This is a genomic window from Croceibacter atlanticus HTCC2559, from assembly GCF_000196315.1.
Taxonomy (GTDB): Bacteria; Bacteroidota; Bacteroidia; order Flavobacteriales; family Flavobacteriaceae; genus Croceibacter; species Croceibacter atlanticus.
This window is the reverse complement of sequence record NC_014230.1, coordinates 1,426,885-1,440,751: the sequence shown is the minus strand read 5'-3', so window position 1 is coordinate 1,440,751 and position 13,867 is coordinate 1,426,885. Positions and strand designations below refer to the sequence as shown.

Annotated in this window: 11 protein-coding genes and 1 pseudogene; 7 read left to right on the top strand and 5 right to left on the bottom strand. The window is 33.8% G+C overall.

Annotated features, from left to right (window positions below; genetic code table 11):
* The first annotated feature begins 57 nt into the window (after positions 1-57).
* From CA2559_RS06465 to CA2559_RS06455, 3 genes and pseudogenes are all read left to right on the top strand, one after another.
* Positions 58-4,385: pseudogene (locus tag CA2559_RS06465) on the top strand (CusA/CzcA family heavy metal efflux RND transporter).
* A gap of 2 nt (positions 4,386-4,387) precedes the next feature.
* Positions 4,388-5,566, top strand: a complete 1,179-nt coding sequence (locus CA2559_RS06460) for an efflux RND transporter periplasmic adaptor subunit (protein ID WP_013187050.1) — start codon at positions 4,388-4,390, stop codon at positions 5,564-5,566.
* 70 nt (positions 5,567-5,636) lie between these two features.
* Complete coding sequence (locus CA2559_RS06455) at positions 5,637-6,650, top strand: LacI family DNA-binding transcriptional regulator (protein WP_013187049.1); 1,014 nt, start codon at positions 5,637-5,639, stop codon at positions 6,648-6,650.
* Between the two features lie 242 nt (positions 6,651-6,892).
* On the opposite strand, the gene CA2559_RS06450 is transcribed toward CA2559_RS06455, so the two are convergent.
* The 5 genes from CA2559_RS06450 to CA2559_RS06430 all read right to left on the bottom strand — a co-directional run bounded on the left by CA2559_RS06450 (position 6,893) and on the right by CA2559_RS06430 (position 10,259).
* Positions 6,893-7,276, bottom strand: coding sequence for a rhodanese-like domain-containing protein (locus CA2559_RS06450; protein ID WP_013187048.1), 384 nt, complete (start codon positions 7,274-7,276; stop codon positions 6,893-6,895).
* Positions 7,277-7,279: 3 nt separating this feature from the next.
* A complete protein-coding gene (locus CA2559_RS06445; protein WP_013187047.1) occupies positions 7,280-7,594 on the bottom strand; it encodes a rhodanese-like domain-containing protein in 315 nt (104 codons plus the stop codon).
* 1 nt (position 7,595) lies between these two features.
* The gene (locus tag CA2559_RS06440; RefSeq protein WP_013187046.1) at positions 7,596-9,011 is read right to left on the bottom strand and encodes an MBL fold metallo-hydrolase; all 1,416 of its coding nucleotides are present in this window, start codon (positions 9,009-9,011) and stop codon (positions 7,596-7,598) included.
* Positions 9,012-9,099: 88 nt separating this feature from the next.
* Complete coding sequence (locus CA2559_RS06435) at positions 9,100-9,741, bottom strand: thioredoxin family protein (RefSeq protein WP_013187045.1); 642 nt, start codon at positions 9,739-9,741, stop codon at positions 9,100-9,102.
* Positions 9,738-10,259: a TlpA family protein disulfide reductase gene (locus tag CA2559_RS06430; protein WP_013187044.1), complete on the bottom strand. Its 522-nt coding sequence runs from the start codon at positions 10,257-10,259 to the stop codon at positions 9,738-9,740. Before CA2559_RS06430 ends, CA2559_RS06435 begins: the two co-directional genes overlap by 4 nt.
* A gap of 252 nt (positions 10,260-10,511) precedes the next feature.
* Between CA2559_RS06430 and CA2559_RS06425 the strand changes: the two genes are divergently transcribed.
* The 4 genes from CA2559_RS06425 (at position 10,512) to CA2559_RS06410 (ending at position 13,806) form a co-directional block, all read left to right on the top strand.
* Complete coding sequence (locus tag CA2559_RS06425; protein WP_013187043.1) at positions 10,512-10,931, top strand: MarR family winged helix-turn-helix transcriptional regulator; 420 nt, start codon at positions 10,512-10,514, stop codon at positions 10,929-10,931.
* Between the two features lie 60 nt (positions 10,932-10,991).
* Positions 10,992-11,558, top strand: a complete 567-nt coding sequence (locus CA2559_RS06420) for a YceI family protein (RefSeq protein ID WP_013187042.1) — start codon at positions 10,992-10,994, stop codon at positions 11,556-11,558.
* 253 nt (positions 11,559-11,811) lie between these two features.
* On the top strand, positions 11,812-13,209 hold the full coding sequence (locus CA2559_RS06415; RefSeq protein ID WP_013187041.1) for an anthranilate synthase component I family protein: 1,398 nt from the start codon (positions 11,812-11,814) through the stop codon (positions 13,207-13,209).
* A gap of 27 nt (positions 13,210-13,236) precedes the next feature.
* Positions 13,237-13,806: an anthranilate synthase component II gene (locus CA2559_RS06410; protein ID WP_013187040.1), complete on the top strand. Its 570-nt coding sequence runs from the start codon at positions 13,237-13,239 to the stop codon at positions 13,804-13,806.
* Positions 13,807-13,867 lie beyond the last annotated feature (61 nt).

Sequence of the window (13,867 nt, the reverse complement as noted above, 5' to 3'; positions counted from 1 at the left end):
TTTCTCTTTTTTAAATAATAGAGGAATTTAAATTATAACTGAATAAATTCAATTTCCATGATTAATAAAATCATTGATTTTTCAATCAATAATAAATTCATCATTGGGTTATTTACACTAGCACTTATTGGTGCTGGCATTTGGAGTATAACCCAAGTTCCTATTGATGCTGTACCCGACATAACTAACAACCAGGTACAAGTAATCACTCAATCTCCAAACCTTGGTACAGAAGATATAGAGCAATTTGTAACCTATCCGGTTGAAATTGCCATGAGCAACTTACCAAATGTTGAAGAAATAAGGTCTGTTTCCAGATTTGGTCTTTCTGTAGTAACCATTGTCTTTAATGATGATATAGGTACTTACTTACCAAGACAATTAGTTTCAGAAAAACTCCCAGAAGTTCAAGAACAAATACCTGAAGGATTTGGTAAGCCTGCAATGGGACCTATCTCAACGGGTTTGGGAGAAATTTATCAATACACTTTAGAGGTAGATGATGCGTATAAAGACAATTATGATATTACAGAGCTACGTACTATACAAGACTGGATTGTGCGCCGCCAAATGGCTATGGTGCCAGGTGTTATAGAGGTTAATGCTTTTGGAGGCAATAAAAAACAATATGAGGTTGCTGTAAACCCAAGTAACCTTAAAGCTTTAAATATTTCTATCACAGAACTCTTTCATGCTTTAGAGCAGAATAATCAAAATACAGGTGGCGCTTATATTGAGCGCAACAAACAAGCAAATTTTATAAGAGGTGAAGGTCTTGCCAGAACAGTTTTAGATATAGAAAACATTGTTGTGGCTAATAGAGATGGTATTCCTATTAAAATTAAAGATGTAGGTTCTGTACGTATTGGTAAAAATGTAAGATATGGTGCCTTAACTAAAGATGGCAAAGGTGAAGCTGTTGGAGGTATGATTTTAATGCTAAAGGGCGCAAACTCTAATGAAGTTATTAAAAATGTAACCGCACGTATTACCGAAATTCAAAAATCTTTACCCGAAGGTATTCGCATTGAACCCTTTTTAGACCGAAGTGAACTTATTGCAGAAACTACCGGCACAGTAAAAAGAAATTTACTGGAAGGTGGTCTCATTGTAATTTTTGTACTTGTCCTATTGCTAGGAAATTGGCGTGGCGGATTAATAGTAGCGTCCACTATTCCACTTTCATTATTATTTGCCTTCATATTAATGAACGTTTTTAATGTGTGGGCAAATCTTATGAGCTTAGGAGCAATAGATTTTGGAATTATAGTAGATGGTGCTGTAATTATTGTCGAGTCTACCGTGTTTTTAATGTATAGATATGCTCGTAAAAATAAAACCGAATCTGTAGTAACTACAGATGAAATCGCCGCAAAATCATCTAAAAAAATGATGAATGCAGCATTTTTTGGTCAACTTATTATACTTATAGTGTTTTTACCTATTCTGGCTCTGGAAGGTGTTGAGGGCAAAATGTTTCAGCCAATGGCACTTACCTTCATCTTTGCTATGATTGGTGCAATGTTGTTATGTTTAACCTATGTGCCTATGGTTTCCGCATTAGTTCTTAAAATTCCCAAAGAACACAAGATATCATTTGGAGACAAGGCAGTTTTATGGATTGAGAAAAAATATGAACCGCTACTTAAAACTGCATTAAAACATGGTAAACTCATTATCGGGTCTGCCATTTTATTATTTGGAATAACAATAGTTTTATTTTATAAGATGGGTGGCGAGTTTATACCACAACTCGATGAAGGAGACATAGCATTTCATGTAATTTTAAAACCAGGCAGTTCCCTTTCTGAAACTATTGAAACGACTACTAAAGTAGAACGCATAATAAAAGCAAAATTTCCCGAAGCACAATCTGTAATTAGCAGGATTGGCGTGGCAGATGTTCCTACAGATCCTATGCCTATGGATATTGCAGACGTCTTTATTATTTTAAAACCACAAGAAGAATGGGTTACTACAGACTCTAAAGATGACCTTTTAAATAAAATTAAAGAGGAAATAAGCATTTTACCAGGTGTTAATTATGAGTTTACCCAACCTATCGAAATGCGATTTAATGAGCTTTTAACTGGTGTGAGAGAAGATGTTGCTATTAAGCTGTTTGGCGAAGACCTTAATATTCTTGCTAGTAAGGCTCAAGAAATGGGTGCTCTAATTTCAAATATTCCAGGTGTTGCAGACTTAAAAGTTGAAGCTACAGATGGTTTACCACAAATTACAGTTAAATACAACCGTTTAAAAGTTGCACAATATGGGCTTAATATAAATGAATTAAACACCACATTACAAACTGCTTTTGCAGGTGGTAAAGCAGGCGTTATTTTTGAAGGAGAAAAACGGTTTGATCTTGTAGTAAGATTTTCAGAAGACAACAGGACTAGGATTGAAGATTTGCAAAACCTCTTTGTTAATTTACCTAATGGCTCACAAATACCACTTAGAGAAGTGGCCAAGATTAGCTACGAGCCAGGTCCTATGCAAATTAGCAGAGATAACACGAATAGAAGAACCTATGTTGGCATTAATATAAGAGATAGAGATGTACAGTCTGTTGTTTTAGACATTCAAAACGTATTAGATGAAAAATTTGAATTACCACCAGGATACTTTATAAGATATGGTGGCGCATTTGAAAATTTAGAACGTGCCAGCTCTAAACTAAAAACTGTTGTACCAATAGCTTTAGTGCTCATCTTTGTACTTATTTACTTTGCGTTAAAATCATTTCCTCAAACCGTAATGATTTACTTGGCTATACCAATGGCAACTATTGGAGGTATTTTAGCTTTATGGTTAAGAGGTATGCCTTTTAGCATTTCTGCAGGTGTAGGTTTCATCGTGCTATTTGGCGTTGCTGTGCTAAATGGTTTAGTTATGGTGAGCGGTTTAAATGAACTTAAGGAAGAAGGTGTCACCAATCTTAAAGACCGAATTTTACAAGGAACAAAACGAAGAATTAGACCTATATTATTAACTGCATTTACAGATATTTTAGGCTTTTTACCATTGCCATTTCAGCTTCTGCAGGTGCTGAAGTACAACGTCCACTTGCAACAGTAGTAATTGGAGGTCTTATTACCTCTACGTTACTCACCTTATTTATTTTACCAATATGCTATCATTGGGTAGAACAACGCTCGTTTAGATCTATAAAACTTCAACCAAAATATGCTATGTTGCTTAGTATAGTTGCGTGCTTGTTTTTTCCATTGGCAGGACATTCACAAGAGAAACTACCCGTTATTACTTTGGAGGAAGCGGTAACAATGTCTAAAGAAAATTTTCCGCTACTAAAAGCTAAAGCATTAGAGATAACCAAACAAGAATCTTTTAAAAGCAGTGTTCTAGATTTAGGGACCACAAAAGTTTTTACAAGTGGAGAAGAAATTGGGGACAATCGTGGAATTTATACACCAATTGGTCTTGGCCAACAAAACATAGATTTACTAGGGATTTCTGCCAAAAATAAGCTTCTAAAGCAGAAAGTTGCTGTTGCAGAATCTGCATTATTAGTTTCTGAATTGCAACTGGAATTAGAGGTAAAAAAAGCCTGGGCAACTGCATACGTGGCTAACCAGAAACTAAATTTATATAAGGAGCTAGATAGTGTATATGGTACATTTTTATCTGCTGTAAGCTTAAACTATGAAGTTGAATCTATTTCAAAATTAGAATATGCTTCAGCTAAAAACCAAGCGCTTCAAATTTCAAATTCATTTAGACAGTATGAAAGTGAGTTTCAAATTTCCTTAGAGCATTTAAATTTATGGTTAGCTTCAAAAGAATTCTATACTGTTCCAGATGATCATGTTGAGCAAAAATTAACCGCATTACCAACTGCTGAAGGGTTATTAAATCATCCTGAACTTTTGCTAGTAAGCAAGGAACTAGACAAAACAGAAGCCGCATACACGGCTGCAAAAGCAGATTTGCTTCCAAAATTTAATATTCAAGGTGGCTTGCAGCGCGTTAATGGCAACTCTGGATTTTACAGTTATCAAGCAGGAATTAGCATACCATTATTATCTGGAGAAGAACAAAGCTTAGCTAAAGCTTCAAAAGTAAATACTCAAATTGTGCAATTAAACGCGTCTTATAAACAAGAGCTACTCACCTCTAAGTTACAACAAGCATTACAACGTTATAACACGAACAAGGTATCTTGGGAATTTTATAAAGATGATGCTTTACAACTTGCAAAACAACAACGTGATGGCGCATTACTAGCTTATAAAGAAGGTGCTATAGATTATGCCGCTTTCACACAAATTATTAAAGAAGCTATAGATGTTGAGCTACATGCTTTACAAGCGTTAGACCAGTATTTAATATCATTATTTCAATTACAATATTACACGCGATAATTATGACATCAATTATAAATTTAAACAGAATAGTCTTGCTTAGCAGTCTACTTTTAATAGGTGCTTGCAATACTAAAGAAACAAAGCAAAAAGACACACACACAGAACATACAGAAGGCACAATGACCGATGTTATGTTAACACCTCAGCAGTATAATGCTTTACAAATGCAAGCAGACACTTTACAGGTAAGAACTATGAGTGGCTACATAGAAGCTAACGGAACCTTAGAAGTGCCACCACAAAATGAAGCAGAAATTACTACGACTGTTGGAGCAAATGTTGTTTCAATTGAAGTGATTGAAGGTGATAAAGTGGCAAAAGGAGAAACTGTGGCTTTTTTATCTCATCCTAATATTATTCAAATTCAAACCGATTATTTAAATGCATACAGCAATTCAGAATTTTTAGAGAAGGACTATTTACGCCAAAAGAAATTGTATGATGCTGGTGTAGGTAGCGGTGCTAATTTCGAAAAAGCCGAAGCTAACTTTAAAGCTTCTAAAGCAAAAGCAAATGGGCTGAAAGCACAGTTAAGACAATTAAATATTAGTGCAACTGGTATAGAAAATGGAACTATTTACCAACGTGTTGCATTACGTAGTCCGATTGAAGGGTTTGTACAAAAAGTTGAAGTTAAAACTGGACAGTATGTAGAACCTCAAACGCCATTATTCGAAGTGGTAAACACACATCACGTTCACGCAGATTTAATGGTTTTTGAAAAGGATGTGCATCAATTAAAAATTGGACAAAAGGTAAGTTTCAATATACAGTCTATGCCAGGTAAAGAGCTTACTGCAGAAATTTATTCCATAGGCAAAACTTTTGAACAAGAAACAAAAGCCTTACATGTTCACGCAGAAATAGAAAATAAGGAAGGCAACCTTATACCAGGAATGTATATTCAAGGTCGTATAGAAGCTAATGCTACACAGCTTACCGCAATACCAGAATCTGCTATTATAGAAGATGGCGGTAAACATTATATTTTTAGCGTTGAAAAAGAAGGTGAAGATTGGAGTTTAAAACCTGTAGAGGTTATTACTGGTACTACAGAAGGTAACTGGACAGCCATATCATTTCTTGAAACTCCTAAACCAGATTCTAAATTTGCCTATAATAATGCCTATTATCTTATGGCAGAACTTAAAAAAGGTAGTGCAGGACACAGCCATTAAAACTTATATACCACAAGCCTAATGCATACTTAAGAGGCTTGTGGTATATTTACTGTTATATTTTATTATTATGGCATCAAATAGCAACATTACCTTAAAGGGTCTATCTAAGATTTTAAATCTATCTATTTCTACCATTTCAAAATCTTTAAATGATAGTAGCGAGATAAGTCAACTCACAAAAGATAGAGTTAAAGAAGTTGCCAAATTATATAATTACCAACCTAACAGAGTTGCTGTAAATTTAAAATCTGGGAAGACAAAGACAATAGGCGTTGTCTTGCCGAGTATTCAAAACTATTTTTTTAATAATGTACTTAATGGTATTGAGCAGACCATAGAAAATACAGGTTACAATATCCTTATTAGTATTACCAATGAATCTCACAAAAAAGAAAAGCAGCATTTAAACAGCTTAGCAAATGGATTAGTTGATGGCTTTATAATTTCTGTTGCTGAAGAAACTCAACAATTAAAAGATGTAGAACATTACAAAAATGCCTTAGCTCTTAAAAAGCCAATTGTAATGTTTGATCGTGTTGCCGAAGCCATAGAAAGCAATACAGTTATAGGAAATGATAAACAAGCGGTTTATGAGGCTACTTCTTATCTTAAAACTAAAGGCAAGAAACATATAGCATTAGTTACTACATTACAAAATTTAAATGTAGGTAAAGAACGCTATGAAGGTTACAAAAAAGCGCTTGAAGAATTTAGTAATGAGGCTCAATTAGAGATTGTGCTAAAAACAACATCACCTACTGTGGAAAGCGACTTTAAATCATTCTTAACTTCCAATCTTGAGATAGACGCTATAATTGCATTAGATGAAGAGTCTTCTTTAGGTGCTCATAAAATGACTAAAGAGCTAAACAAACAGATACCGAAAGACATAGCACTTATTGGTTATGCAAATACTAAAATTGCAGAACACATGTCTCCAAAACTAAGTACGATTAATCAACATGGGTTTAAAATTGGTGAAATAGCCGCATTACAACTATTACATCAATTGTCTCAAAATGTGGTGACAAATAAAAGAACAATAGTGTCTTCAGAAATTATTCACAGGCAAACAAGCTAATTAAAGATTGTCTTAAAATTAATTTTAACACTACTCGTTTAAGTACACTTTTAGTATGTTTAAATACATTAATATTTAACAGTTATATAATTAGAGTGAATTATTAAGATTTCGTTAACACATAGTAAATTATAGTTCTGTTATATTTGAACTAATAGAACGCACCACATAATTTGTAAGAGATGTTATGTAATAATACGAATGCGGGATATTAAAGTTTTCATATTTAAAAGGCTCAATTTTTATTGAGCCTTTTTTCTATAATTATCATAACCACCATCTAGGTCGTATACTATTTTAAAGCCTTCTGCTTCGAGAATTTTTGATGCTTTAGCACTTCTTCCTCCACTTTTGCAATACACCATTACAGGCTTCGTTTTATCTAATGCTTCCAGTTTATTTTTAAAGTTAATATCATAAACTATATTTTCTGCGTTATTAATGAAGCCGTTATTAAACTCATTTACTGTTCTAACATCTATAAGTTGTGCATTACTGTTATTGGCTAGTAAAGTATTAAACTCTTCTTCATTTACTACAGTAATAACTTCTGTAGTTTGAGAGTTACAAGAGGATAACCCAAAACCTAAAACAATCAATATAGTTTTAATATATGTTCTAAGCATTGGTTATAGTTTAGAAGTTTCGCCATCCCATTCAGAAAAACCAGTTTTAAGATTATAGGTATTCTCAATACCCATTTGGTTCATAAGCATACAGGCTTGTTGGCTTCTTCCACCACTTCTGCAATACACATAATAGCTTTTAGATTTATCCATTTCTTGAACACCTTGCATAAAACCGGCACTATCGTAAATATCTAAATGTTGTGCGTTTGGTATTACACCTTCATCTACTTCTTCCTGAGTTCTTACATCTAATACTACAGCATTTTCATCTTTTGCAAGACGTTCTTGCCATTGTTCATTTGTTAAATTCTCCATGTTATAAGTCTATTGTTGAAGTTGAAACTAAGTTCAACGATTTTAAATTAGTTTTTTTAATGGCTCCAAATCCGCCTTCTACATTTACCATGTTTAGATATCCCTTAGATTTAGCGATAGATGAGAATATCATAGATCTGTAGCCTCCAGCACAATGTACATGATACGTAGATTGTGGCTGTAGTGAAGATAATTTCTTATGAATATCATCTAATGGTAATAGTGCAATATCTTCTATATGCTTTGTATCATACTCAGGTGTTTTTCTAACATCTAAAGGATTTTTAATCTCTCCAAGTTGAATACCATCTACAAATTCTTGAGCAGATATGTTTCCTGTTTTTTCAACTGGAAAACCTGCTCGTTCCCAAGCTGCCATACCTCCAGATAAATAACCTAAAGTATTATCATAGCCTACTCTAGCCATTCTTGTAACAGCTTCTGCTTCTCTGCCTTCTGGTGCTATAAGAATAATTTTTTGATGAATGTCTTCTATTAAAGCGCCTACCCAAGGTGCAAAGGTACCATCTAACCCTATAAACCAAGCATTTTTCACACTGCCTTTAGCATAGTCATTTGGAGTTCTTACATCTAAAATTAAAACATCTTCTTGGCTCGCTAGGTTTTGAAACTCCAACGGTGAAAGTGCGGTTGTTCCAGAACCTAAAATAGAATCTATTGTCGAGTTTACCGCTTTATTCATTGCTACGTTTAAGGGGAAATACTGTGGTGGTTCTGCTAAACCTTCTGTAGTCATATTTACAAACTCAGTTTTCGAAAGTTTAGAATCTAAAGCGTAGTTAAGCTTTTTTTGACTGCCTAAGGTGTCATAGGTTTCAGAACTCATATTCTTTCCACAAGCAGATCCTGCACCATGTGCTGGATATACTATAATATGATCATCCAACGGCATAATTTTGTTTCGTAAAGACTCATATAGATAGCCTGCAAGATCTGCAGTTGTCAGGTCGCTTTTTACAGCTAAATCTGGTCGTCCCACATCTCCTATAAATAAGGTGTCTCCTGTAAAGATTGCATGTTGTTCTCCCTTTTCTGTAAACAACAGATAACACGTACTTTCCATTGTATGTCCTGGCGTATGCAATGCCTTTATTTTTAAGTCTCCCAATGTAAAGATCTCACCATCTTTAGCTTGATGAAACTCATAAGCTGCAGTTGCATTTGGTCCTAAAACAATACGTGCGCCTGTCTTTAAGGCCAAATCTACGTGACCAGAAACAAAGTCTGCATGAAAATGGGTAAGGAAAATATATTTTAAAGTGGCACCATCATTTTTTAATCGTTCAAGATAAGGTTCTGTTTCCCTTAAAGGATCAACAATAGCCGCCTCTTTTCCAGATGTGATATAGTATGTAGCTTCTGCTAGACACTTGGTATATAACTGGTCAAGAATCATAGTTTTAAGTTTTTTCAAAAATACAAAATACCGCATAAAAAAAGCCTTGTATTTTACACAAGGCTTTTAATTTTAATCGGTGTTTTATTTAAGATTTAATACTACATCCTATCGCTCGTGTAGTTTCTACTTTAACTGGTTCGTTGTTTAGAAGTGCGTTTACAGCATCTTCAACATATTTATCGGTTGCCAGCTTTTCATCTTTGTAATTATTATCTATTGCGCCTATATATTTTACAATATTTTCCTGACCAACTTTTTCTAGAACATAAACGTGTGGTGTTTTGGTTGCACCGTATTGAGGATATATGGTTTGACCATCATCAAATAAATATGGAAACGTAAAGCCCTTTTCTACAGAACGTTCTATCATTTTTTTATAACTGTCATCTGGATAAGCTTCAGGGTTGTTTGGGTTAATGGCAATTACTGGGTACCCTTTTGTTTTAAAAGCTTTGTCTAATGCTATAATTCTATCTTCATAGGCAACAGAATACGGACAGTGATTACACGTAAATATGACTATAAATCCTTTGGCGTCTTTATAATCAATAAGAGATACCATATTACCATCTACATTCTTAAGAGAAAAATCTGTTGCGGCATCACCTATTGCATAGCCATTGGTTTCTGATGATTTAATAGCATCAAAACCTATAAATTGGTCTGCAGCAAGTGCAATTCCTGCAACAACAATTGTAAATACGGTTAAAATTTTTAAAGTTTTCATAGAAATGATTTTAATTCTTTTTGAAGTTGGTTGAAAGTAAAGGTTTGCTCATAAAACTTTTGCTTTCCATTCTTATAAATAATTGTTGCAGGAATTGCTCCTGTCCACTGTGCATTAATATCTCTAATCCAAAAGTTAGCATCAGGATCATCTAAAAGAATAACATCAGACTTTATCTGATTCTTTTTTACAAAAGGAATTACGTGACCATCTACCATACTTGGCATATCTAAACTTACCAATGTTACCGTAACATCTTCATTAGAATATTGAGAATTAATCATCTCAAAATAAGGCAATTCTTCAACACAAGGTTTACACCAAGTTGCCCAAAAATTAATGATATGTACTTTACCGTCCTGTTTTTCTAAGAATGGTTTAAAGCCATTATAATCATAAGAGGTAATTGTAATATCTGAGGCTGCATCATTATAATTATCTATTGCTTCTGGCGTTTCTTTGTCTGCCTTACAAGACACCAAAGTCGCTATAAATAATGCCATTAAAACGTACTTCATCTTCAAATTTTCAACTAATGTAACACCTATTAGCAGACCATCATAATGTTTAACAGAAGTTTAGCTTAACTTGTTAATTTATTATACAATTATCAGTCATAATTAATTTTTGACCTGTAATTTTACAAATTGTTTAATTTTTTAAGAATAATTATTTAATTTAAAACATTGGTTCTTTCTATAAATATATTCAACACATAAAAATAATTCATTTTCATTTGTATATACAACTATTGTTTATACATTTGTAGTATGGAAAGCAAAAAACTTGTCATAGAATTATTTAAATCTAACGTGTGGGCTAATGATATTATTCAAGACGTCTTTAAACCACATGATATATCTATGCAACAGTTTAATGTTTTGCGCATCCTAAGAGGACAAAAAGGAAATCCAGCTAATTTATCAGACATTCAAGAACGTATGATTAGCAAGATGAGCAACACCACAAGACTTGTAGATAAACTTATAGCTAAAGGTCTTACATCTAGGGTTACGTGTCCTAATAATCGAAGAAAAGTAAACATTACCATTACTAAAAAGGGCTTAGCCTTACTTGATGTTATTGACCCTATTTTAGATAAACACGAAAAGGAAATGACAGATGCTTTAACTAAAGAAGAAAAAATAAAGCTTACCTCACTCCTTTTAAAAATGAAAAAAAACGACTAATCAAAAAATTTAACTCAACTGTTGTATATACAACTATTATTAATTTAAACCTAAATCACAATGACAACTAAAATTTTAAAAGGCGCTTTTGCCATAACTCTAATTTTTACAACTCTAGCATTTACAACTATGAACAAGGACATTAACATTAAAGACAGCACTGTAGTGTGGAAAGGAAAGAAAATAACTGGATCACATACAGGTACAATTCAATTTTCAAGTGGCACACTTCAATTAGAAGACGACACAATTATAGGTGGCGAATTTGTAATAGATATGACTTCTATTAACGTTACAGATCTTACTGGAGAATCTAAAGGAAAACTTGAAGGCCACTTAAAGTCTGACGATTTTTTTGGCGTAAACAATTTTCCTACATCTAAACTAGTAATTACGTCTGCAGAAAAAACAAGTGAAGGACATTACGTAACGGCAGACTTAACTATTAAAGATATAACAGAACCTGTAAACTTTGTACTTAATTTAAATGAAGATACAGCAACAACATCTTTAAAAATAGATCGTACAAAATATGGTGTACGTTATGGTAGTGGTAGCTTTTTCGACAATTTAGGAGACAACACTATTTCAGATAATTTTGAATTAGACGTAACTCTTAAGTTTTAAACTTTGCATTTAGAAATGTGCCGTTTTTAATAGATGTACGACGTAATTTAAGTTTACATAGGAATCTTATCTTAAAATTATCTAAAATAGTTTTAAAACATTATAATCCTGAGTATATTTGGCGCATATTATGAAAGCAAACAATACATCTTGGTGGTGGAACAACTCTAGACAATAGTCGTGAGCCACGCTTAGTATGTAAATACAATACCAAAAGCCTGTCGTCACGACAGGCTTTTATTTTTTTATACCTATGTACAAACTTAAAACTTACAGCACTAAAATACTTGCAGACACTATTACACCAGTTTCTGTATACCTAAAAGTTAGAGATCGTTTTCCTAACAGTATTTTATTAGAAAGTAGTGATTACCGAGCAAATGATAATACATTTAGTTATATATGCTGCAACCCGATTGCTTCAATAAATATACAAAATGAAGAAATTATCAAACAGTTTCCAGACGGCACAAAAGAACAGTCTTCAATAAATGAGACTACTAATGTCCCACTAGAGATTGAAGCATTTTCAAAATTATTTGATGCAGAAACTTCTGAACATAAGTTCCCAAATAATGGCCTTTTTGGTTACATTGCTTATGATGGAGTGCGTTATTTTGAAGATATAGACATTGCCAAGAAAGCTAATAACTTAGAAATACCAGATATTTATTATGCGGTATACCAAAACATTATTGCCTTTAACCATTTTAATAATGAAGTATACATATTTGCGCATTGCTATAATACAGGCAGCAACTTAGAGGCTATTGAGCAACTACTCAGAACAAAGAACTTTGCATCTTTCAATTTTAAGAAAGATGGTGAGGTTAGCACAAATATTTCAGATGAAGATTATAAAGCCTTAGTAAGAAAAGGAAAGGAGCACTGCCAACGTGGTGATGTGTTTCAGATAGTATTATCTAAACGCTTTTCTCAAAAATTTAAGGGAGATGAGTTTAACGTGTATCGCGCCTTAAGAAGTGTGAATCCGTCACCTTATCTATTCTATTTTGATTATGGTGATTTCAAGATCTTTGGAAGTTCTCCAGAGGCACAACTGGTGGTAAAGGAAGGCAAGGCAGAAATACATCCTATTGCAGGTACATTTAAGCGTACTGGAAATGATGAACAGGATGCAGAACTTGCTAAAAAATTAAGTGCCGATGAAAAAGAAAATGCCGAACACGTTATGTTGGTAGATCTTGCTAGAAACGACTTAAGCAGAAATGGAAATAATGTTACTGTTGAAACGTATAGAGAAGTTCAATTCTTCTCTCACGTTATTCATCTGGTAAGCAAAGTTACTGGACAAAAGCACGACAAAACGAGTACAATGCAGGTTGTTGCAGATACTTTTCCGGCAGGAACACTTAGTGGTGCACCAAAACATAATGCCATGAAACTTATTGAAAGCTATGAAAAAAGCAGCAGAGAGTTTTACGGTGGCGCCATTGGCTTTATGGACTTTAAAGGTAACTTTAACCACGCCATTATTATTAGAAGTTTTTTAAGCAAGCACCACGAATTACATTTTCAGGCTGGCGCAGGAATTGTGTCTGAAAGTAATGAAGAAAGTGAATTACAAGAAGTGTACAATAAATTAGGAGCTTTAAACAAGGCTTTAGAAACCGCAGAACGAATTCTTTAAAAGAAGTATTTAGATTAATTACTACCTATGAAAAAAATAGTCGTTATAGATAACTACGATAGCTTTGTTTACAATTTGGTGCACTACCTAGAAGAGCTAGATTGCCAAGTAACAGTACTAAGGAACAACCAATTAAATATTGAAGACTTAGCAGCGTATGACAAGATTTTACTATCGCCAGGACCAGGAATTCCAGATGAAGCTGGTCTTTTAAAAGACATTATAAAAACCTATGCTGCTACCAAGCCTATTTTTGGTGTATGCCTAGGACAGCAAGCCATTGGCGAGGTGTTTGGCGGCAAGCTTACCAACCTTAACAATGTCTTTCATGGTATAGCTACAAATGTAACTTTAACCGTAACCAATGAGCCACTTTTTAAGGGCTTAAACTCTACATTTAAAGTAGGCCGCTACCATTCTTGGGTCGTTTCTAAAGAAGATTTTCCAGATGCTTTAGAGGTTACCAGCTTAGATGAAAACGGACAAATTATGTCTCTAAGACATCGTGATTTTGATATTTGTGCCGTACAATACCATCCAGAAAGTGTCTTAACACCAGACGGAAAAACAATGATTAAAAACTGGGTGAATAGTTAGAAAGAAACATCCTTATCAACCTATAGACAATTACCACTCAATACCAAGCAGACCAATTGCA